The 22,975-nt window shown below is 57.1% G+C and carries 14 protein-coding genes; 8 read left to right on the top strand and 6 right to left on the bottom strand.

The window, feature by feature from the left end:
* Positions 1-1,169 precede the first annotated feature (1,169 nt).
* Complete coding sequence (locus H7C86_RS32910; protein ID WP_182263087.1) at positions 1,170-1,844, top strand: 2,3-diphosphoglycerate-dependent phosphoglycerate mutase; 675 nt, start codon at positions 1,170-1,172, stop codon at positions 1,842-1,844.
* A gap of 112 nt (positions 1,845-1,956) precedes the next feature.
* Here the strand turns inward: H7C86_RS32910 and H7C86_RS32905 are convergent, their stop codons facing one another.
* The gene (locus tag H7C86_RS32905; protein WP_182263086.1) at positions 1,957-2,367 is read right to left on the bottom strand and encodes a hypothetical protein; all 411 of its coding nucleotides are present in this window, start codon (positions 2,365-2,367) and stop codon (positions 1,957-1,959) included.
* Positions 2,368-2,826: 459 nt separating this feature from the next.
* Between H7C86_RS32905 and H7C86_RS32900 the strand changes: the two genes are divergently transcribed.
* Positions 2,827-5,571: a helix-turn-helix transcriptional regulator gene (locus H7C86_RS32900; protein ID WP_182263085.1), complete on the top strand. Its 2,745-nt coding sequence runs from the start codon at positions 2,827-2,829 to the stop codon at positions 5,569-5,571.
* Positions 5,572-6,500: 929 nt separating this feature from the next.
* On the top strand, positions 6,501-8,879 hold the full coding sequence (locus H7C86_RS32895; protein ID WP_182263084.1) for a LuxR C-terminal-related transcriptional regulator: 2,379 nt from the start codon (positions 6,501-6,503) through the stop codon (positions 8,877-8,879).
* Positions 8,880-9,140: 261 nt separating this feature from the next.
* On the opposite strand, the gene H7C86_RS32890 is transcribed toward H7C86_RS32895, so the two are convergent.
* Positions 9,141-10,172 carry an ABC transporter substrate-binding protein gene (locus tag H7C86_RS32890; protein WP_182263083.1) on the bottom strand — a complete coding sequence of 344 codons (1,032 nt, stop codon included), beginning with the start codon at positions 10,170-10,172 and terminating at the stop codon, positions 9,141-9,143.
* Positions 10,173-11,513: 1,341 nt separating this feature from the next.
* On the opposite strand from H7C86_RS32890, the gene H7C86_RS32885 reads away from it, so the two are divergent.
* On the top strand, positions 11,514-11,837 hold the full coding sequence (locus H7C86_RS32885) for a hypothetical protein (RefSeq protein ID WP_182263082.1): 324 nt from the start codon (positions 11,514-11,516) through the stop codon (positions 11,835-11,837).
* A 1,092-nt stretch (positions 11,838-12,929) separates the two neighbouring features.
* On the opposite strand, the gene H7C86_RS32880 is transcribed toward H7C86_RS32885, so the two are convergent.
* Positions 12,930-13,634, bottom strand: coding sequence for a DsbA family protein (locus H7C86_RS32880; protein WP_182263081.1), 705 nt, complete (start codon positions 13,632-13,634; stop codon positions 12,930-12,932).
* A 107-nt stretch (positions 13,635-13,741) separates the two neighbouring features.
* Between H7C86_RS32880 and H7C86_RS32875 the strand changes: the two genes are divergently transcribed.
* Positions 13,742-14,143, top strand: coding sequence for a helix-turn-helix domain-containing protein (locus H7C86_RS32875; protein WP_182263080.1), 402 nt, complete (start codon positions 13,742-13,744; stop codon positions 14,141-14,143).
* A gap of 1,679 nt (positions 14,144-15,822) precedes the next feature.
* The gene (locus H7C86_RS37600; protein ID WP_259349370.1) at positions 15,823-15,954 is read left to right on the top strand and encodes a hypothetical protein; all 132 of its coding nucleotides are present in this window, start codon (positions 15,823-15,825) and stop codon (positions 15,952-15,954) included.
* Between the two features lie 263 nt (positions 15,955-16,217).
* Here H7C86_RS37600 and H7C86_RS32870 read toward each other — a convergent pair whose 3' ends face one another.
* On the bottom strand, positions 16,218-16,757 hold the full coding sequence (locus H7C86_RS32870) for a TIGR00730 family Rossman fold protein (RefSeq protein ID WP_182263079.1): 540 nt from the start codon (positions 16,755-16,757) through the stop codon (positions 16,218-16,220).
* 853 nt (positions 16,758-17,610) lie between these two features.
* On the opposite strand from H7C86_RS32870, the gene H7C86_RS32865 reads away from it, so the two are divergent.
* Both H7C86_RS32865 and H7C86_RS32860 read left to right on the top strand, forming a co-directional pair.
* Entirely contained in the window at positions 17,611-18,165 is a 555-nt protein-coding gene (locus H7C86_RS32865) for a YceI family protein (protein ID WP_182263078.1), read from the top strand.
* A 412-nt stretch (positions 18,166-18,577) separates the two neighbouring features.
* Positions 18,578-19,849 (top strand): LuxR C-terminal-related transcriptional regulator, encoded by a 1,272-nt coding sequence (locus H7C86_RS32860; protein ID WP_182263077.1) that lies wholly within the window; start codon positions 18,578-18,580, stop codon positions 19,847-19,849.
* Between the two features lie 341 nt (positions 19,850-20,190).
* On the opposite strand, the gene H7C86_RS32855 is transcribed toward H7C86_RS32860, so the two are convergent.
* Positions 20,191-21,486 carry a cytochrome P450 gene (locus tag H7C86_RS32855; RefSeq protein WP_182263076.1) on the bottom strand — a complete coding sequence of 432 codons (1,296 nt, stop codon included), beginning with the start codon at positions 21,484-21,486 and terminating at the stop codon, positions 20,191-20,193.
* A 57-nt stretch (positions 21,487-21,543) separates the two neighbouring features.
* Positions 21,544-22,473, bottom strand: coding sequence for a PDR/VanB family oxidoreductase (locus H7C86_RS32850; protein ID WP_182263075.1), 930 nt, complete (start codon positions 22,471-22,473; stop codon positions 21,544-21,546).
* Between the last annotated feature and the right edge of the window lie 502 nt (positions 22,474-22,975).

Raw genomic sequence — 22,975 nt, 5'->3', positions numbered from 1 at the left:
CTTTACCTGCAGCGATATCTGCTACTGCGCGCTCGATACTGTCGAACCTGGTCACTCTGTGCTCCGTAGTGCTATGAGGCCTTTCAGGTCTTCAAGGCTGATTGGTTGGGAAATACGCCTCGGATATAGCGGAAGTTTCATGCAGGCTGGCTTCATGTGTCGATCCGCAAGGAACTGTGTGCACCGGCAATCATCGTGGCTTGGACAGCCTCGATGACTCGGTCGGGTTCGGGTCATCGAAGCCGACCAACAAGAAGTTAGATGGGAGAGCTTACTGTTCACCTGGTCGTAGATTGCCGGGAGCAGCTTCATACCCGAGAGGCCACCGGTGCCACCGAGGTTCACTAGTGACGACGGGAAGATCCGAATTCCACTACTGAGGGGGTCCGGCCTGAAAGGTTGTTCGCCTACTGTGTCGACTGTGACTGGATCGGCTACTTGAGACGTGCCCACGTGATGATCTCCCGTTTGAGATGGATCTTTGAACCCTCATCCGACTGTCCTCCGATGGGTGCAACTCTAGTGTTGTCGTGTGTCCTTTCAGACGCACCTGGCTACGTGGGGGGATATACCTGATCGTTCGGCTGGGTAAGTCTTGGAGAGCCAGGGTTAAAGCACGGCGAGTCACGGCTTGCACGTCTCCCGAGTAGACGGTCGCGGTACCGACAACAAACTCGAACGTGCCTCCGTCCTCGGATGTCGACGTAGCCGTGATGGCCTCACGGGTTCACGGTTTCTCCAGTGTATTGCAGTTCGAGACCTTTGTCGGAGCATGTCGGTGCCACGACTACGAGATGTAGCTGATCGGGACTCAGCCGTCTGCATCTCCGTTACGGGAACGCACCTGCTGTGCAGCTTTTCTGGAGAACTTTCGGTGAATACCCGTAGCGACTACATCGGCAGGGGCGTATCGGCGTTGCAGCAGTACTGATGTCGGACCAATTTCCTGTCGCCATCTTAAGGTGCATAGTGATCTGGGATCACCTCGGTCCAACAGGGTCCCGCGTATGCGGTGACGACTTACAACGGGTGAAGTATGCAACTGGCAAGAGAGTGCCGCGTCGTGAGTCAAAGCTTCATGCCCGGATTCAATTTGAAAAGATTCGAGAGAACCCGCCGCGACCCGGCACAGTGACGGTCGAAGTCGGTGGGACACGAGGAGATTCAGTATGACCTGCACACGTCTGATCCTGTTGCGCCACGGTGAAAGTACGTGGAACGCCGAGGACAGGTTCGCCGGATGGGTGGACAACCCACTCACCGATGGCGGTCGTGAAGAGGCGATCCGTGCCGGTAACGCAATCGCGGAGGCTACCCTTCTTCCTGATGTCGTACACACTTCGCTTCTGCGGCGGGCGATCTCGACCGCGAATACCGTTCTCGACACGGCGAATCGTCATTGGATTCCGGTACGCCGCACGTGGCGGCTCAACGAACGACACTACGGCGCACTGCAGGGGTGCAGTCGTGGGGATATTCGAGATAGGTTCGGCGCGGACCAATTCAAGCGATGGCGTCGATCGTTCGACGAGGCGCCGCCTCCGCTCGAACCGGGATCGCCCTGGGGGCAGGACCGCGACGTCCGTTATCGGTCGTCGTGTGTGGACGTACCGATGACAGAATCGCTCCACGACGTCACTACCAGGCTGCTGCCGCACTGGACGGACTCCGTTGTTCCGGACTTACGGTCGGGAAAGACGGTTCTGGTGGTCGCTCACGGGAACGTGTTGCGCACGTTGTTGATTCACCTGCATGGCATACCCAGGTCCGAAGCGGACCGAATTCAGATATCGACCGGGGAGCCGCTGTGGCTGACACTCGACGAGTTGTTGCGCCCAATGTGAAAGGGGCGCACGGTCGGACAACGGATCAACGGATTTCGTGGCGCGGTGCTGCCACCTTTGAAGTGTTCGAGCAGCAGGGCGCGGAGTTCGTTTGCGCGAGGCTCCGTTCGGGTCATGGGCCTCCGAGGGCGACCTCGGCCGTTGCCTTGCTGTTCGGACCGCGCACGACGGCGGCAAGGGCGAAGCGGGTGCCGTTGTGCAAGGTGGTCTGGGTGATTCCGGTGCGCTTGATCTCGTATTGTGTGAGAACTGCGTTGACCGGGTGGTTCTCCTCGCGCCCACGCTGACGCAAATGAGTGTCGCGTGTGTTCGGCGGCCAGTTCCGCGAGCAACGCCTTACCCCCGGCTGGCGCGAGCAGACCGCGTCGAATCGATGACGAGTATCGCGCATGACCGGCGAGAGCGAACTATTTTTCGGCTTCTCGGCGCAGGTTCCACGCTCATCGCCACTGATCCGGAGTCGATTGCGGTATTCGACAAACGTGGCGTTCCCGAGACTGTCGCACGCATCGCACTCGTACACTCGGTGCAGGCTGGGAGGCAGTTTGGTGCCCTGATCGCCGCACAGTCCTTGTGTCTTTATTGGTTAGCGCTCGGTGCCGCCCTGACCGATGGACTTACCCGGGTCGAAATCAACAAGGTTGTTCATCAGAGCGTTCCGCACGATGCCGTATCAAACTCGAAAATAGCTCCACCCCAAACAACTTGGCGACACCTCTGGTGTTCAATCCTTGTGTTCTGGTCTCTGGCTCCGCGGGGCATCACTGGTTACGGTAGTAACCGTGGTAGTCGTAGCTTGCGAGATGTGTGACAGGTTGGTGGGTGTTAATTGGATTTGTTCGTGGAATAGGCGGTTTAGGCGGTCGGATTCGCGAGCACAAGTCGATCTCGGTTGCGTGGTTCAGTGGCCTGAGAATCTCATGATGGAACCAGCCAGTGTTCGTTCGAGCAATGTCGTTCGAGGTGAGGATTCGGTGGGCAGATGTTATTGGGTAGGACCACAGAGTGCCAGATCCTTGATCGGCTCCTGAATGAGGCGCGATCGGGGCACAGTGGAGCGCTCGTGCTGCACGGCGACCCAGGCATCGGTAAGACAGCGTTGCTGGACTATCTGGCGCAGCGCGCCTCGGAGTGCGGGGTCGCGCGAGCTGTTGGTGTCGAATCGGAAATGGAACTGGCTTTTGCGGGTTTGCATCAACTCTGTGTACCGATGCTTGGGCAACTTGAGCGGCTTCCGGTGCCTCAACGTGAGGCTTTAGGGGTTGCGTTTGGATTATGGGCAGGTGATTCACCTGATCGCTTTATGGTCGGTTTGGCAGTTTTGACCTTGATTTCTGAGACTGCTGAGGAAAAGCCGTTGGTCTGCTTGGTTGATGACGCGCAATGGCTAGACCAGGAAAGTGTGCAGGCACTAGCGTTCGCGGGGAGGCGTCTCTTAGCTGAGCGAGTTCTTATTGTATTCGCGATTCGTGAGGTTCGACAGAAAGATTTGTCGAGCTTGCCGCACCTGGAAGTTCGTGGAATTGACGACCATCACGCACACCAGCTATTGGCCTCGGTCATACAAGGGCGGTTGGACGAACAGGTCCTGGATGAAATCGTTGCTGAAACGCACGGCAACCCGCTAGCGCTCCTGGAGCTACCAAAGGGATTGACCGCAGTCGAGTTGGCGGGTGGATTCGGACTTCCAGGGGCGCGGGCATTGGCAGGCCGTATCGAACAAAAATTCTTGGCACGTTTCAATGCCTTGCCGTCAGAAACACAGCGGCTTCTACTGGTTGCGTCAGCAGAGCCGGTTGGCGATGTGAGCTTGCTACGGCGTGCCTCGGGGCTCCTTGGAGTCAGTGCAGCGGCGGCAACGCCGGCAGAAGACGCAGGCTTAATTGAAATTGGAGCCCGGGTACGGTTTCATCATTCACTCGTGCGATCAGCTGTTTACCGTGCCGCAACATCCGCTGATCGGCAGGCGGTGCATCGCGCGCTTGCCGAAGCAACCGATCAACTGGTTGACGCTGATCGCCGTGCCTGGCACAGGGCACATGCTGCTCTCGAGCCGGATGAGGCGGTAGCTGAAGAGCTTGAGCGCTCAGCTGTCCGCGCGCAACAACGCGGAGGGATCGCTGCTACGGCCGCGTTTCTAGCGCGTTCGGTTGAGCTGACTCCAGGGGTGACGCGGCGTGGAATGCGGGCGCTAGCGGCTGCGCAGGCTAAGTTCGAGGCTGGGGCACCAGACCAGGCGATCGAGCTGCTCGCCATTGCAGAGATGAATTTGCTTGACGACTCGCAGAAGGCGAGGGTGGCGCGGTTGCGCGCTCAGATCGTATTTGCACGCAACCGTGGCAGCGAAGCGCCTATGTTGCTGTTACATGCTGCCCAGCAGCTGAGCCCATTTGATGCGGCCCTCGCGCGCGAAACGTATTTGGAAATGCTCGGTTCTGCGATTTTCGCTGGTCGTCTCGGTGGAGAACGTATCCTTCAGACGTCAGCTGAGGCTGCGCGCGCAGCGCCGCCGGGGATACAGCCACGCCGAGCTATTGACCTGCTGCTGGACGGGCTAACGACACGATTCACCGATGGTTACAGCGCGAGCGTACCCGAACTGCGCGAAGCCATACGCATATTGTGTCTTGACGGGGGGCCGAGTGAGGACGACGCCCGATGGCTCTGGCTCGGGTGCCGTGTCGCATCGGACCTTTGGGATGACGAGAGCTGGTATCAGCTCGTGGTTCTTCAAGTTCAACTTGCCCGTGCAAAAGGCGCGCTCAATGTTCTTCCTATCGCGCTCAACTATCGTGCCGGCGTCTATCTACATGCAGGTGAGTTCGCTGCAGCGTCGGCATTAATCGATGAGGCAGAGGCGATTACACAGGTAACCGGTAACGCGCCACTTCGGTATACCTCGCTGGTTCTGGCAGCCTGGCGTGGGCAGGAATCGCACGTACTAATTTTAAGCCAGGCTAGTTTTGACGATGCAATCGGCCGGGGGGAGGGCCGGGCGATCACTCTTGCAGAGTACGCGGCAGCGGTGCTGTACAACAGCTTGGGTAAGTATGAGAGCGCCTTTGCGGCTGCACAACGCTCACGCCAATACGGAGATCTGGGGCTGCGTGGTTGGGCATTGACCGAACTGGTCGAGGCAGCCGTCCGTAGCGGGAATCGTCAGGAAGCTTCTGCGGCGTTCGAGACGTTGGCGGGCCGCACACGGGCCAGCGGTACAGAGTGGGCTCGAGGAATAGAGGCACGGTCACGCGCATTGCTGAATGAGGGAAAAGTTGCCGAGAGTTGCTACCGCGAGGCGATTGACCGGCTAACACATAGCCGAATCCTAGTTCATCTCGCACGCGCTCACCTCCTCTACGGAGAGTGGCTGCGCCGTGAGAACCGTCGTCTTGACGCACGCGAAGAGTTGCGTGCGGCCTACGATCTATTTAGTCGTATGGGTGCCGAGGGTTTCGCTGATCGCGCGCGACGAGAACTTCTGGCCACGGGGGAGACTGTCCGCAAACGCGCAATCATGAAATCCAGCGATCTGACGGCCCAAGAAACCCAAATCGCCCGTATGGCAGCAGATGGGAATACAAACCCGGAGATCGGCGGCCAACTATTCATAAGTTCCCGGACAGTGGAGTGGCACCTGCATAAAGTGTATGCGAAACTAGAAATCTCATCCCGTCGAGAACTCCGAAAGGCGTTGTCCGGGAATGAAATTGGTCATATATCCAGATGAGAACACTCAATGGTTGCGATTCACCACCAGCAGGTCCAAGCGCTGCTGAGAGGCGTAGTTGCACGTACATCCCTAGTTCTCGCGTGATCGGGCGTACACGATGCACGCAGGACACGCGCCCTTGCGGTTGACAGCCAGGGGGAACTACGGGTTCGAGCGCCACCCCTGTCAAGTAAGGCTGAGAGTAAGCCGACTTCGAAGAGACAGGCAGAGAAATGATTGTAGGCACCCTGGGTTGTACCGAGATCTATCGCAACAACGAAGTTCCGACCAGTCGTCGCGTTCTCGCCAAGCCGGTATCCGTGTTTCGTCGTTTGCTGAGAGTGGCACAAATACTCTCATCGGTACGCAAACAAAATATACCCAACAGATCAAGTAGTAATATTCAATCGCTCACTGATGACCAACTACGCACTTCGATCGAAGATGATTCGCACAGTTTGCAACAACAGTGGACTATGATCGCGGCACTCTGCGCACGCGAATCTGCGCACCTTGCGTGCGAAAAGCTAGCATTTGGCTGCGCGCGTTGGGATGAGATCGAGACTCGATGCCACGCCTCCGTCGAGTCTGTACCGACCTGTACTTCACGAGCATAAGACGTACGAAGGTTCGCCCCGTACGGATGCCAAGGCTGCCGAGTCTTGATGTGTGGCGTTACGCAAGTGGCAAGGTAAATTTCAACGAACTCTGAGAGCGGCGAGTGACGATAACTCACTGAAATTTTAGAATTATCCAAGGAAAGACTAATCCGAATGCGCATATGCGAACTGGCCAAGACGGCCTTGGCTCGGGCAGCGCCTTAATGGGTAATGAAATGTTGTAGATGCAGTACTCTGTCGTCGTAACTAATACTCTCGTGAGTGTAAACGAATTTGCCAGCCGCCTATGTTCCTTGCAGTTTGGTCGGTCCCATCCAAATGATCAGCATGAGCATGATTATCGCAATAGAGAGTGACAATATTATGCAAAATGTTCACAGCAAGACCAACCTTCCTGTAGAATTTACCAGCTTTGTCGGGAGACGCCACGAGTTGATGGAGACGAAGCGACTCCTGGCGCTTACGCGTTTGGTTACGTTGACCGGAGCGGGTGGAATCGGCAAGACGCGGTTGGCCGCTCGTGTGGCAGGGAATGTTCGTCGTGCCTTCGACGAGGGTGTTTACCTGATTGAACTCGGAGATATCGATAATTTGGCACACTTAGTCGATAAAGTCACCTCGGTAGTGGGATTGGAAACTCCACCAACGAAGCTTCCGTTGAGACATATAGCTGAGAGTATCGCTGGTAAGCGGATGCTGCTTGTGTTGGATAACTGTGAACATCTAATCGTGGAGGCAGTGGAGGCAGTTACGATCCTTCTTCGGCAGTGCCCTAGTTTGCATATTCTGGTAACGAGCCGAGAGCCGTTGGGGATAGGCGGGGAAGCTGTATTGAGAGTGCCCCAGCTGGCGGTACCTGATTCTGATCGAATCCAATCGTTAGAAGAATTGGAACAATATGACGCCGTGACGCTATTTACACAGCGGGCTGAGCTCGCGGAGCCTGGATTCGAACTTTCCGATGAAAACCAGCGTGCGGTCAGCCGTCTCTGTCAGCGCCTTGACGGACTACCACTGGCAATCGAGTTGGTAGCAGCGCGTCTGCAGATGATGGCCCCACAACAGATCCTAGATCAACTGTCTGGTCGATACCATTTTCTCACATCTGGAAATCGAGGTGCGCCTCGCCGTCAACGGACAATGCGGCTTTCTACCGATTGGAGTTATGAATTGTGTGAACTAAAGGAACAGAAGTTGTGGTGTCTACTGTCAGTCTTTTCTGGTGGCTTTGAAATTGATGCCGCCGAAAGTATGTGCACCGAATTTATTGAGCGAGAATTGGTATTGGAAGTATTGGCGCGTCTAGTTGACAAGTCAATTCTTGTCAAGACGGAGGTCGGAGACAAAGCGCGGTACTGGCAGTTAGAGTGCTTGCGAGAATATGGAAAGGAGAAACTTCAGGAAAACGGAAATATTGAACTAGTGCGCCGATGCCACCGAGATTGGTGCCAAAATTTTGTACAATGGGTTGAAGATAATAAATTCGGTCCACATCAGAAAAACTGGATAAATCGGTTAAAATGTGAGGAAACGAATTTGGGCGAGGCGTTGCGATTCTGCCTGACTGAGGGAAGCGACGATGATATTAAGATCGGATTGCAGATCTCCAGAGTGCTGAGTGAATTCTGGATGATATTCGGTTCCTCGACTGATGGGCGAATTTTGCTCGACTCATTTCTCCACAACTTAGACGGGCAAGCCACTTCTTCCTGGATCAGAGCGATGTCTGCCAGGGCCTTGCTTGCGGGAATTGAAGGTGATTTTAAAACGGGATCGGAATTGGTTAGTAAAATTCGAATTCATTCCGATATTGAGATTGACCAAGAATGCCCAGGCGTTATTCTATCTACTGAAGGGTTCCATGGATTATTCAGTGGTGACATAATGTTAGCATTGCACTGTTTTGAAGCTGGAGCGAGAGTCGATCGAATCGGCGGTGATAACTCGAGTTTGATTACAAATTTAATAGGGTTAGAACTGGCCGCCGGGTTACTGGGCGATCTTAATCGGGCAACTATATGCAAAGAAGAAGTGGTCGCGATCTCGGAAATCCACGGCACAAACCTGTATCGGGGGTATTCGTTGTGGGCGCTTGCGTTCGTGGAGTGGCGGGCCGATCCGGTAGGCGCTTCGAGTCTCTTACAAGAATGTGTCAAACTTGCACGAGTGTCAGGAGATCGTTTAATGGCATCTCTTTCATTGGAGGTCATGGCTTGGATTTCCAGCGCAAAAAATGTCGAACGAGATACCGCAGTTCTTTTGGGTGCTGCTTCCTCGTTGTCTCAGAGCGTGGCTGGAAGTGAGGTAATTCCGGCCCTTGCCATATATCGTCACGTGTGTGTGAGGCAGGCGCGTTTTGTGCTGGAAGTGAGAGAATTCGATGATTCTTTACGGAACGGCGAGTCGATGTCGTTCGAGAAAGCGATCGCATATGCGCTGGGTGATACTCGTTGGCTGAAATCTGAGCCACGCAGCGCCGCTGTGGACCAACTGACTAAGCGAGAACGACAGGTTGCTGGTTTAATTTCTGAAGGCCTGACGAATAGGGCGATCGCGGCCAAGTTGGTGATTTCGCAGCGCACTGCAGAAGGCCACGTGGAACACATTCTCGCGAAACTGGCCTTCACGTCACGTGCACAGGTTGCTGTTTGGGTAGTTGCACACGGAGAGGCCGAGCGTCGCAGATCTGCAAGCTATGTTGTTTGATTGAGAAGTCAACGATCTCAATACGAGTCCGGTGGCTACAATATTGCATCAGGCGCTGGGTTAATTGAAAGCGGTATGTTTCGAGTGTGATAGCTATGAACAGTGGTATGAGATGTGTGTATGTCGGATTTTCGCTCGAAACGCTACGCGTTACCGCGACTTCGGTATTCCTTCCGGAAGGCTCCTTCAAGAACTGCTGATACGAATAGAGTCGGCCGCTCGGCTCCGGTTGAGTTAAGCGGTCGACTTCGCTTCGGTGTCCTATTTGCCGAGTTTTGCCTGTAGGTCGTCGAGAACCAGGCCTGCGCCTGTCGGGCCGAGGCCCAGGAACCAGGTCTCGTCACTCACCTCGGTGGCGCGGCCTTCCTTGACTGCGTCCATGCTTGCCCACAGCGGACCGGCGACAACGGTGGTCTGACCGGTGTCGGCGGGATTTCCGTAGCTGGAGTAGAAGATTCGGTCACCCTCTGCCTCGGTGATCGTTTCCGGGCTGACCTCGACGGCCAACTCGTTGATGTCCTGGATCGCCGGGCGTGGCAGGCCGACGTCCTTCAAGATGACGCCGATGAACGACAGGTTGCCGTACAGGCGTAGCCGACTGGACATGAAGCGAACCAGTGAGATGGTGGGGGAGCCGTCGATCGACTCGCGGACCTGATCCGCGTGCGTCTGGTAGTCGTTGAGAACCTGCTCGGCCTTGGTCTCCTCGCCGAGTGCGTCACCGGCAAGGAGGAAGTTCTCCTTCCACGGGAAGCCGGGGCGGATGCTGAAGACCGTCGGAGCGATTGCCGCGAGTTGCGGGTACAGCTTGTCCTGGCGTAGCTTGCTGCCGAGGATCAGATCGGGCTGCAGTGCGGTGATCGCCTCGAGGTTGAGGTTGTTGACCGTGCCGACATCTGGCACGTCGCCCAGTTTGTCGGCAAGGTATGACGGTCGACTGGTCGTGTTCTCTTGACTGGCGATGCCGACCGGGGTGATCCCGAGCGAGAGGACCTGGTCGAGTTCGCCACTGTCGAGGACCACGACGCGGGTGGGCTTGGCCTCGAGGGTGGTCTCGCCCAGAGCATGGGTGATGGTGCGCGGGAACTCGCCGGGCGCGGCATCGCTGCCGAGCTTCGCAGTTTCCGTGTCGGCGGTGCTGAACAGCTTGCCGCCGGTCGCGACATCGGTGTTGCCGTTTGCGTTGCCGCCGGCGTCGGAAGAACCGCAGGCCGTAGCGGCAAAAACAGTCGCCAAGGCCACCGTGGCGACCCGGACCGACGTGCGGCTCCGGAGAGTGGTGCGTGTTTTCATTAGGCTACCCTACCTCTTGTAGTTTCCGACTTTGTCGGTGGGTTACCTTGTGCGTTAAGGGATTACAGAAACCGAAGGATGTGCGTGAGGGAGCCGATCACTCCACGGGGAACTGCAAGCAGGGATCGCACCGGTAGCAATCCCTCAACTGCAGCGGAGAGCATCGTAAGAGGCGAATTCCGTCTATCGAACGAGCGCTCTCGTGAGTATCTGGTCGCCTGAATCGTTCTATGCTCACTCGAAAGTTTCCGAGTCGAGCGCAGTTGGAGATATCGCGAGACATCAAGGAAGGGGGTGCTTATCTGATGCAACCTCCGCAGATAATGACATTGATTTCCGCTGCGTTGCGTGACATGTAACTTTTACGCGCGTGGACTGGTATCTAGGGTCATTTATCCGTAGATTCTGACTAGCGACTATGCTCTGTCGCTAGTAGGGTCTGTGTCTGCCTAGCATCTGACGGGCAGATCATGATCGGCGCAGCGGTTCTGTTTCGTGAATTGTGGGCCGGGCTCACCGGCGAGTGGGTAAGCAGTAGGCCAGTGGGCCCGAGCACGGCGCCCAATTCCTCGGACATACTGCGCGCACGGCCCGTCGGGGCAACACTCACATGTGAACCGGCGGGCCACCCCAGTCTTCGAGTCATGCTCGCGTTGATGCCGTTCGATCGCTGGGGGCAGAGTGTGATCAAATACGTTAGGCCGACATGCTTTCGGAATTACGCTAGTGCGTTCACGGATGCGTACCGCGCCACACACACAGGCCGCAGCTTGATCGCTCAAGTCGCATCGCGAGAGCAACCTCATGTCGACAGGGCTGTGCTGGACATGCTCGTCGAGAACCGGCAGGAAGAAGCTGACGCGCGGCCATGGCGGTACCCCTCAGTAGGGGCAACGACTTCCGTCCGTCCGCACGGACGTCGATCAATACGAACAAGCACTGTTTCTCCGGTCCAGTTTGTGGCGCATGCCGAGCATGCCGAGTTTGTCGGTAAAACGCGTGCGAGTGCCGATCGATTTCTCTAGTAAGCGCTGCGCCCGCGCGGCGACGCTTCCCACGCAACATAGTTGGGCAGACCATGAGTCAAGCCACCGAAGCTAAGTCAGCGCCGTCGTCGCTGCAATCGATGGACAATTCCCCCGCAAGCGCGCTTCGAGAGCAAAGCTGTCCCTGAGACGCGTAGGTTGCGACCCCGTCAGTCGGTCGAAGTCAGTCGCTATCGACACTGACAGGCAGTTCCACCTAATGACTGGGGTTTTTGCATGACGAGTTTGACCGCACTCACCCGTAACCGAATGTGTCGGATCCATCTGCGATAATTCAGTTGACGAGGAGGCATACATGGTGAACTTCTATTTTGATCGTGGTGGTCAACCGGTTGCGTTTCGCCGAACGGATGGAGACAAGTTCCTTTTCGGCAAGAGTGGGAAATGGATTGGCTGGTTCCCTTGGGGGGATGCTGATGCTGTCGACACCAAGGGAAAATATTTGGGAACCGTGGTGGGGAATCGGTTCCTGCGGCGCACGTCTCAGCCGTATCGGGGATACCCGGAATATCCGGGATATCCCGGACACGCAGGCTATCCGGGGTACCCTGGCCACGCAGGTCACGCCGGTTATCAATCCGGGTTTGAGGACGTCGATGGCAGTCGGGTGCAAGGCTAGCGCTTGCGATTGCAGGACTAGACGCGGCGCGACATCTCATCGCTTCCCTTCACCGAGAACGTGCGCATAGACGGTGAGCACGGTCCGCGGGTTGTCGCCCAGATACTCAGCTGCCTCAGAGATGGGAGTCGGTGCCGCACAGTACCGCAACGTGTGACCTCGGAACCCGAGCGGCACTGCCGGTCGATGCAGACGGTAGTAGGCATCCTCATAGACTGGTGATGAGGTAGTCATCAGGGTTCTTCGTGGCGGCGTGTGCGCGAATGATTTCAAGGCCTTGAGGTGAGAGCCTCATCAATCGTGTTCCACTCCATGATTTCGGATCCTTCTCGGCATACCGATCAGAGTGCGAGTGCTCCACATCGAGTTGACGAAGGGTGCTTTCACTAGACCAGTGAGCTCTGATCGCACGAGCTTCGGCCCCGTCGCCCCCGGTCAGAGCCATGAACTCGAATATATCCGCACGTCGGATCGTTTCTCGCACAGGTTGCTCACCGCTGTTGCCACGCGCTTTGATGTCGGGATCCCGTTCGAGCTTAGGGAGCGTTCCATAGTTGAGGGATCCTCTTCGAGGAATCTCCTAGTGCGAACTGGATGCGGTTGCTGGAACACACCGTGCTCGTCGGCAGACGTGAACAGCGCATTTTCCCGTCTTCGCCCGTGCCGCAGTCGCGGGGGCTTTTTCGCTCTGCAGCGCTGAGTGCAGGTGGGTGTGTTCAGATCGAATCGATGATGGGCTGCGCCAAGATTAGCTTTTGAAGCGCGTACTGATTGTGCTCAGCGAGGACATGCTGCGCTCGATGTGAAACTCGCCGCGCGATTTGGCGCTTGGCTAACCCCGACCCTGAGATGATGCCGCCCTCACAGAGGCTGCCCATAATGACGTGACCATCGCAACAGAACGTAGGGACTTGCCGAACCCGTGGTGAATCTGCCTTGACCACCTGTAATACCGATCCACTCTCGACAGGATGAATCAGCAGCGGATCGGAAAACAGTCGATGTGTATGGAGGTCGCGGGAAACGGCCCTTGCTACAGGACGCGTCGCCAGTTGTCTGGCGCGGGCATGTGAACCCGTCCAGGCTCGTGAACTAGACGGCGCAGGCGTTTCCGTCCGGTCGGCACTGATCGCCTTCGGCGAGCATGCTGAGGACGGGAGCGGGATGATCCGCGTCCCACGCCCGGCCCATTGCGCGGGTGAGTGTGGCTTTGTCTGCGCCCCCACCGATGCTGTACTTGCCGTCGATGACGAGGAATGGGGTGCCGTGGGCGCCCATTCGCTGTGCACGCTCCTGTTCGGCTTCTACCTGCGCCTTGTACCTACGCGAAGTAAGCACGTCGCGGGCTCCGGCCTCGTTCAGTCCGATCTCACCGGAGAACTCGACGAGCTGGTCGACGGTCCAGAGCTGGCGGTTGCTGCCGAAGTGCGCCTTGAACATGCCGCTCCACGCCTCATGATGCTTGCCTTGGGCAGTCGCGTAGGCGAGGAGTTCGTGAGTGAGGTCGGTGGGGCCGAGCGTGCGGTCGATGGCGTGATAGCCGCCGAAGCCCTCCTGGTCCGCTTTGATCTCTACGGGGCGCAGGATGTTGTTCATCTGACCGACGGTCATTCCTGCGTTATGGCTGAGCTGCGTCTGGGTGATCCCTTCGATCGGAAGGCCGGGGTGAACCTGGAACGAACGGTGGATGATCTCCACTTCGTCTCCGTGCTCGAACTCGGCTACCGCGTTGTGCAGGTGCTGCTGGGTCATGCCGCAGATGGGGCAGATTATGTCGGACCACATCTCGATCTGCATGTCGATTCCTTTCGTTACCGCACGATTTGTGTGTAGCACCATCTTGCGTCAGTGTTGAAATGCTTACAAAATGCACATCAATGTGCGTGAGCACGAAGGAGGCGACGATGGCTGGAGTTCGATCGGCAGTACGGCAGGTTCCGGGTCCGTGCTCTCATTGGGACGATGACGACGCGGACTTCATTCGCCACGTCCTGAGCAGGGTAGGTGACAAGTGGAGTGTTCTCATCGTCGGCACACTGGAGGCGGGTCCTCTGCGTTACACCGAACTGGTCTACGCGATCCCCGGGATCTCGCAACGGATGCTCACGCTCACCCTCCACCAGCTCACCCAGGACGGCATCCTCGCTCGCACCGCATACGCCGAGGTGCCGCCTCGGGTCGAGTACGAGCTCACACCCCTCGGGCGTAGCCTGCTGAAGACGGTCCTCGACCTCGCAGCATGGGCAGTCGACCACCACAAAGAGATTCAGGTCAATCGCACAGCTGCCGCTGCAGCATCCGTCTGATCGGCCGGATCCAACTCCATCGCCGGCAATGTTGGACACGTGGGACCACGTTCCACGCCAGTGGTGTTAGACGGAACTGACCCGCTGTAGAACGTGAGCCGGCACGAATTTAAACCGCAATAGAGCTCTGTTGTTACCCGTGAGTAGTATGTGCTCGCGGGCGGGGCAGAGTGGCGCGAATATCGCGGCCGCGAAGGTGCGATCTGTTCTGGACCTGCCGCGCCGGGGATGTATCGCTTTTCGGGGAGTGACACGATGTACGTCTATTTGCTCGCTGCCGTCATCGAGACAAGCTAGTAGCCGCCAAATGTCCGTATGACGCAAGCTCCACTGCGCAGCCGATTCCTGGACAGGGAAGCTATGGATGCCCAGCTCGACTGGGGTGTAGCGCCGCTGAAGAGGTCCACGATGTGTTGGTGCCGGTTGTCTCGGGTTGTTCCTCGCGCCCGTCGTCAGGCTGGGGATCCGTGGCGCGATCTGTCCGAATCGTTCGGATCGTGGCAGAAGGACTGGAGACGACGCTTCTCTGGCGATGGCACCTGGGCAAGATCAACCAGCGTCTGCTCATCGAAGCCGATACCGCGGGCTGATCGAATGAGGAGTATCTGTCGATTCGACTGTCAACGGTGCCCACCAACACGGCACGAACCACACCCGCATCATTGGGGACCTGTCGAACCCCACGAGCGTCCCTCACCACGCGAATGGTCGGTCCAGGGGATTGACGACCAAGATTCACAGCCTCTGTGACTTGAAGATGCGTCCGCTGGTCGTGATCATCACGTCCGGCCAAGACGGTGACGCCTGATGTTCCCCCACATACTGGACGCATTGCGGATCCCTTGCACGGACGCGGGCAGACTAGAACGACTCCGGTGGCGGCGTTGGGGGACAAGGTGTATCCATCGAGAGCGATCCGCCCAATACTACGAAACCGGGCATCAAGGCCGTGATCCCGGAACTTGATGATGATCAGAAAGAATACCGCAAATGCCGCGGCAGTGACGGAAGTCCATCCGGTCGGGCTGGGCAAGGAAAGTTGTAGCGCCGCAAAGTGATCGGGAGCTCTTCCCGTTTGTATTGCAACATATGAGCCTGCTAAATGCGATTGCTGGGTGCCAATGAACCGGGGTACCTAGCTATTGTTGGACCGAGAAGTCGGACAGTCGAAGAGCCTGAACGACGTGGACAGCGGTTGAGTTACAGGTCGGTCTGGTAACTATCCGCAGTTCAGTGGACAGGAGACACTCACCGAACTCGGTGGTACAAAAGTGCACTAGCGGGCAAGACACCTTGGAGACCTCCGCATTGAGCCCTGGAGCAACTCCGCGCAGACTCAACGCGAAGGTGTTCCCAATTTGCCTTTATGGGTCCGCGGAGCACAGATAATGCATGCCATGCTTAACGCGTGTGTATTCCTCGAAAGCTTGTGGCGTCAAGCCCTTTCCGTACCTGAATGCTTGAAAGCGTCCGTGAGGCATCTCGACGGTCAGCGTGCCGTGACCACCGATCCAGATAGATCCGAAAATCGAGTTTGGCGGTTAGCCGAGTCGCTCTCGAATGATCATTCGTCCAGGCATTCGACGCCAACGTGTAGCGCGTTGAAGGAGACGAATGTCCGGAGTAGATTTCGCCGGTCGTGGCGGGGCTGGTTTTCGGATCAACCATAGTCCGAACTGGTGGTGTGCCAGTACGGCGGGCACAGTAGTTCGCTGATGGTCTCGTACATCAAACTTTCTCGTGGCGCCGGGCAGTCGACGCTCGCCGAGCTCATCGCGTCGTGCGCGATGACTGTCATCTGCGCGCGATGAGGGGGCGTGACAGGCACGACGTGACCAACGCGTCCAGACCTTGGCCGCAACTACGCGTCTCTCTCGGGCAGCGCGCTGGGTGCACGGTGATGCCCTCGACAAAATTTCGCAGGCTAAGCGCTGGTCGGAAGCTGCGTGAAGACGGGTTCGCGTCATTCGGGGTGATGTCCAGGTATGCCTGAGCAGGGGCGGTGGCGTACGACGTTGTCATGGTTCTGGCTGGTCGAAGTGGCGTAGACCGTGATTAGACTGGCACGTTGTCTCTACCGGGTCCCGGAGTACTTCGCCAGATGGGCCAGTGCGTCTGCGCCGTCGTTGGCTCGGAGGATCAGGGTCGATAGGGGGACCGGCAGGAACCCCTCGTCCTCCATCCGTTGGAGTTGGAGTATCAGTCCGTCGTAGAAGCCCGCCGTGTTCAGCAGTACAACTGGTTTGTCGAGCAGCCCGTGCTTCCTCAATTCGAGGAGTTCAGTGGCCTCGTCCAGCGTTCCCATACCGCCGACCATCACCACGAACGCATCCGCTCTGGCGAGCAACAGGGCCTTGCGTTCGGCGAGATCCTTGGCGATCACCATCTCGTCGGCGTCCTGCCGGGCGAACTGCCGGAGAAAGTCGACCGAGACCCCGACGAGCCGACCTCCTGACTGTTGGACCCCGTCCGCGACAATCTTCATAAGGCCGGTATCGGATCCTCCCCATACGAGGGTGTGCCCACCCTTGCCGATAAGTTCCGCGAATTCCGCGGCCGGCTGTGTGTAGCGCTTGTCGAGGTCGGCAGAGGAAAGGAAAACGCAAATGTTCATGATCGAACTATAGATTCAGGCAAAAGCTTGATGCTGAAGGCGTATGCGCGGCAAGAGCGGAGGGTACGACCGCATCGTTGTAGAACTGCTGGAGCAGACGACCTGACGGTCTCGACTAATCCTGAGGATACGGAGCTCAAACTTTGCGCAGGTGGCTGAGCATGCAGTTCTATCCCTCACTCCAGGCCGTATGTGATGTCGTGCCCTAGCGGCGCCTGGAGGGTGAGGACCATGACGTAAGAAAGGGCGGCAGTTTCGCATCTGGTGCTCAGGGTCCTCGTGGGCTCCCGAGCGTGGAACGGACGTGTTCTGTGTCTGCTGCGTGAGTGGCCTAGCTGGGATCGTCACGATGATCCATACTCCTCATCGCACAGGGTGTGTGCTCACCGCACCTTTTCGACCTGCCTCTGACTGTCAGGGGATTTCGATCGTCTCGCGGGTACTCCGCCCTAGCGCTTTGAGTGCAGGTGGATAGTCACCGGGTCAAACGTCAAGTTCCTTAGCCGCCGTGCGGGACTGACAGTCGGTTGAGTCGACGCCCGTGCATGGTGTCGCGATTTGAACAGATGGGGGCAGTATCGCTCACAATCACGGCGGGAGATGTCAGTGAAGACAGACTCGCATCTTCTCGGAGTTCGTACGCGCAGGAGAAGGCGGGGCACATACAACTCGTGGGTCGCCGCTCACAGCACCCGCAGCGGATCGTCTCTTCGGAAACATGGTTTGTCGTGAGAGTCGAGGTACAGCAACGCAATTGCTCGTTGACTGATTCCTCGTCCTCAACTATCTTAGTAGTTGAGCGTTCAATTATTTTCTTAGAACGCGACGGCCAATACGTTCTTCGAGGAGTCTCATGACCGCCACGTTTACCGCCCTGCCCAACCTCACCGCCGGAATCTGGGTCATCGACGCCGTTCACTCCACCGTCGGGTTCTCCGTCCGCCACCTAATGGTCAGCAAGGTGCGCGGCACCTTCAACGACTTCACCGGTGCGATCAGCGTCGCGGAGGACGGCACCGCTACCGTCACCGCCGATATTCAAGTCGCGTCCATCGACACTAAGAACGCCGACCGCAACGCCCATATCAGGTCCGCCGACTTCTTCGACGCCGAGCGGTACCCCACCGCCACCTTCACCTCCACTGCAGTCCGCGCCAAGGGCGCCGACTACGTCGTTGAGGGTGAATTCACCCTCCATGGTGTCACCTGCCCCGTCGAGCTCGCCCTCGAGTTCGGCGGCGTTAACCCTGGCATGGGCAATGGCCCGGTCGCTGGCTTCGAAGCCACCACCGTCCTCAACCGTAAGGACTTTGGTATCAGTATCGATATGCCCCTTGAGGGCGGCGGAGCCGTCGTTGGCGACAAGATCACCATCACCCTCGAGATCGAGGCAGCCCTCCAAGCGTAGTTCCACTCTGATCGAGAATGGGCGGCACGGGGCTGGCCGCCCATTCTCCCGCACACGGTGCGGGGCTGGTACCACCTGAGTCTTTGATCTAGAAACGGGTTGGCCTGGGCATGGAGTGAAATGCCGATGCCTCCGCAACAACTAGAGAGTGGGGCTGATTCCAGTCGCCTCGGCCACAGAGGTCAATATCCAGAGCGGCAACACCGAAGACTGAATCACTGAGAGGGGTGGTGGCGGCGACGTCAGGTTCACGCGGCCTCGCTACTAACACCTGGATCGTGGGTCCGGATCGCCTTCACTGCAGGGCAATTCACGGTATGCGATGTGCAGCCGCCATATATAGATAGGGCTTCACACCGTTGCAGACGGATGGCCCAATCCTCGGGCGGACGCGAAGAAGGTGGCGACTGTCATGCGAGACCGCCCAAAGCCCTTTCCCGTCGATATGATCGACGGACTAACCACGGTGCTCTATCGTTCCCCACTTGATATCGCGAACTCGTTTTCGTCGCTGTTAAAACCAATAGTTTCGCACAGCGCCTTGGTGATCTTTACCAAGGACTGCCCACTCCAGCCGCTGAAGAGTACCGGCGATCCAACGATCGTCGACAGCGTCGAAATTGCCGAGCTGGAAAAGATCGGACAACTCGTAATCGCGACCGGCGCCTCGGCCTGGGACGCAACTGCACTGATTGGTCACGAAAACCGTCGAATTTCGGCGATATTTGCGGCGACAGATGCTCTCCTTGTCCTTGTTGATCCCGTCGAAACAGTCTCTTCGATAGGATCAATGGACACAGCAAGGCGCCTTGTGTCGGCCTTATGGGTGCTCGTCGCCATTAGCATCCGCCAGCAAGTTGCAACGGCACCGCTGGACCATCTGCGTGACTCGCGAATGGCGAATATTGAGCGCGCGAGAGTGGTAGCAGAACTGACGGATGCACATTCCACCACTCTGGAGCTGATCCTGACGGTGTTGCGTTCCCGCGACACGACGGATTCGATCGCTCGCCAGTCAGCTCGCGATATTGCTTCAGCAGCGATGGTGCAGTTGAGGACCGTTTCTGATCGTGACCGCAGCCTCTCCGAGGAACCAGTGGCGCGCGCCTTCGAACGGCTTCGAAGAGACCTGAGTCCGCTCACTCAATTCGGTGATCTCGATGTTCAGTTCGTCGCGCCTTCCATCGACGGACGTGCGCTGCCCGGAGAAATTGCACATGCAGGCCGCGCAATCGTTCGTAGCGCTGTGCTGGCGCTTGCCGAGCAAGATGGAGTTGGGCGCCTGCGGATTCAATGGGATTGTGACGGATCCAATTTGCTTATCGGCATTCGGGACGACGGTCCCGGCGACATGACTTCCGATACCCCAAGCGTGCATCAACTCGCGTCTCGTGTTGACGCGTTCGCCGGCAAACTTACGGTCCGTGGGACGCCTGGCTGGGGCTCGAATATCGACGTGAGACTGCCACTCGATATAGCGGCAGTTTTCCAAGGAATTCAACCGGAGTGGGGACTGACCAATCGTGAGCGTGATGTTATGAAGTTGGTAGCAGAAGGTGCCCGAAACCGGGACATCGCCGCTGCTCTGACTATCAGTGAACACACTGTGAAGTTTCATGTAGCGAACGTCCTACGAAAGGTCGGTGCGACTAACCGTGCTGAACTAGTAGCCGTCCTTCGTTAAGTTTCGAACCACAACACGCCAATAGGCGCCATCGCTATGATGCGCGATCTTCATACCTACTCTAGTGCCAGAGAATTTTAGATTCTTAGCCGCATCAGCGCGTCGGTTGAAAGTGGAACGCAATCCGAGTCGGTGCACGGAGATGCCAAGGTTTGATTGGCACGATTGGAACGGCTCCACTCACTGATGTTTTGTGGACAGCGGAGGGTTGCTGTGGTCTTCGATCCCGTCATTTGTTCGAGGTATCGAACGGGGTGCGAATGATGTACGTGCTGGACATCGCCGGCAGCCAGCACGTACATCAATCGACACTGAGCGGCGGTTCAACCGCTACACTCACCTCAGCTCCTGAGACTCCCGGATGTTGTCCAGCTGACGTGGAGGGCTTCCGGTCCGCGGAATGAGGTATTGGGCAGGTAGGTAAGGACTTGATCGTCGAGCTGCATATGTGGGAGCCGACGAGTAAGCTCTTCGAGGAATACTCGCATCTCCAGCCGAGCGAGGTGATTGCCCAGACACGTATGGCTCCCACTTCCGAACGCGATATGAGAGTCCACATTGTCACGGTCAATATCGAAGACCTCTGGCTGATCGAATACATCGGTGTCGTAATGTGCTGACGCGATGACAGTGAGAATCTTCGATCCTGCCGGAATGGTTACACCGCTGACCTCGGTATCTACTTTGGAAAGTCTGCGCCAGGCGGTGACGGAACTGCTGTGGCGCAGACATTCTTCGATCGCGGTGGGAATTAGTGCCGGATCCTCACATAACCGTTCCCACTGTCCTCGATTCCTTAATAGCGTTACGACGGCATTGGCAGTCGCGTTGGTAGTGGTCTCGTGAGCGGCGGCTGTTCCACCCATGACAATCGTCTGCAACCATGAATCCGTGAAGACATCCGGGTACTCGCGTTGCAGCTTGATGGTGTGGCCGAGCCACCCCGGCGGATCCTGAAGCTCCTTCAGTTTTGCGATGACTCGGCCGCCCATTTCCCAGAACTGGCCCATGTGCTCCGCCGCACGAACCTGTTCGTCATGACCGGGTTGACCCCACCCAAATTCTGTCAGGGATGTTGCCAGCTTTCTAACGGTGTCCACGTCCTCCTCTGGAATCCCGAGGAACTGAAGAGCGACCAGGCATGGAACGTCCCACAGGAGATCTGCTATCAAATCGGCATGCCCAGATTCAACAAACCGATCAATGTGCTCAGTGATGGTCGCTCGGATGTAGCCCTCTAATCGATTCACGTTTTCTGGCATGAAAACGGGTGCGTTGAGCCGTCGAATCTTCCGATGAAGAGGAGGGTCGGCGTCGACGAGTGCCGCGATCGGTGCGAATTGGTATTCTTGCAGTTTTTCGATCGCTTCGCTTGATAGCGGAGTAAGCGGTGCGAGTGTGTTGGCCGCGGAGTAGGAATTGAAATCATTGTGGATGCTCTTCACATCTTCGTACCGCGTGATAACCCAATAGTCAGAGTCCGGATTATAGAACGCTGGTTCTTCTTTTCTGGCCCATTCCAGGGATGCGCCAGGGTTGTCTTGAAAGTCTCCGCGAAAGAATGAGAAGCCTCTGGCTTCATCCGAGACATGTAGATTGGATTTTGGTTCAGTATCGGCGGCGGTTGTTGAGTTCATTGAATCTCCATTTCTTATGGAATTCGTAGTGGTATTTCATTTGGGCAGGCCCGATAGCTACATGTCTAAGATCAAGCTACTTCCTGCTGCACGGCTTACACAGATCATCATTGTCTCGTTCGCGTCTCTTTCCTCTCGGCTGAGGATGGTGTCCCTGTGGTCGGCCTTCCCCCCGAGAATCGTTGTTTCACAGGTCCCACAGGTGCCCTCCGAACAGGAAAAGGAGGCAGGGATCCCTAATTCACGTGCGGTCTCGAGTATCGTCGTGCCGGGCTTGACAATCGCGGTTATCGCAGACGAGGAGAATTCGACTTCAAATGATCGGTCGGAGACTACCGAACCTATTGGCTTTGCGGAGAAGCGTTCAGTATGCAGATTCGCTGTGAGACCGCGAGACTCTGCGGCATCTTCGAGGTCACGCATCAACGATTCCGGTCCGCAGACGTAGACCGCGGTGTCAGGCTCGATGGTTTCGAGAAGGCTCGAGATATCCACCAGCTGGTTTTGATCGTTTGGGTGAACCAAGACATTGTTTGGGAAAGTGAGTTTAAGAGATTCGGCGAAGGCCATAGTGTTCAGGCTTCGGCCCAGGTAGATCAGGGACCACGTTGCCTTACGTTCATTGATTTGTTCTATCATTGGGAGCATAGGTGTTATACCGATGCCACCGGCTATGAATAGGTACTTCGAGGCGTTGACTAGCTCGAAGTGGTTCCGAGGTCCGGTCACAGTGACAAGGTCGCCAGGCGAGAGGCGATTGTGAATGAAGTTCGAACCCCCTCGACCATCACGCTGTTGGCGGACGCAGATCTGCCACTGCGATCGGTCGGTAACTCCTCCGCACAGGGAGTACTGGCGTACCACATCATCCGTTAGCTTCAGATCGATATGGGATCCGGGTGACCACTCGGGCAACTCCTCCCCCTGGGGGTGCACGAGCGTCATGCGAGCCACACCAGTTGCTATGAGCGTTTTCTCGCTGATCATGAGAGAGAGCGTGTATTCGTCGTTGCGGCGTGTGCCTGACGCTGCACCGGGGGACTTACGCGGAGGGGACATCTCCTCTACTAACTGTGTCATCGTGATCCTTCGGGGATTGGAATGTGTTGGTATGGAGCGGTTCTCCCACACTGGACGTATCTGTTTCGCGATGGGTACGAGGACCACCGTTCACGCCGCGGGCAGGAGTGCAAAGGTAGACAATGAACGTCCATCAGTAGTTGTTGAAGGCGACCCATCGATCCGGTGCTGGAAGGTGGTGTACGCGAAGGTCGGCCCTCGAGTTCCGTATTCTTCGATGGAAGGTTTGTCCATCGATGCGGCAAGGCAGCCGCACTTTCGCAGCGCGACCATGTCGGCAGTCAGTCGGCGTTAGTTCGATCGTGCGACGGTTCGCGCCTGGAGGGGCAACGTATGCGGTATGCGCGGTTCACAATGCGAGCACCCGATTTGGTGAGGGACCTCCCCAGAGGTCTGAGATTTACTTCTT

It is taken from the genome of Rhodococcus sp. UFZ-B548 (genome assembly GCF_903819475.1).
Classification (GTDB): Bacteria; Actinomycetota; Actinomycetes; order Mycobacteriales; family Mycobacteriaceae; genus Rhodococcus_F; species Rhodococcus_F erythropolis.
This window is presented reverse-complemented; position numbering and strand designations above follow the sequence as displayed.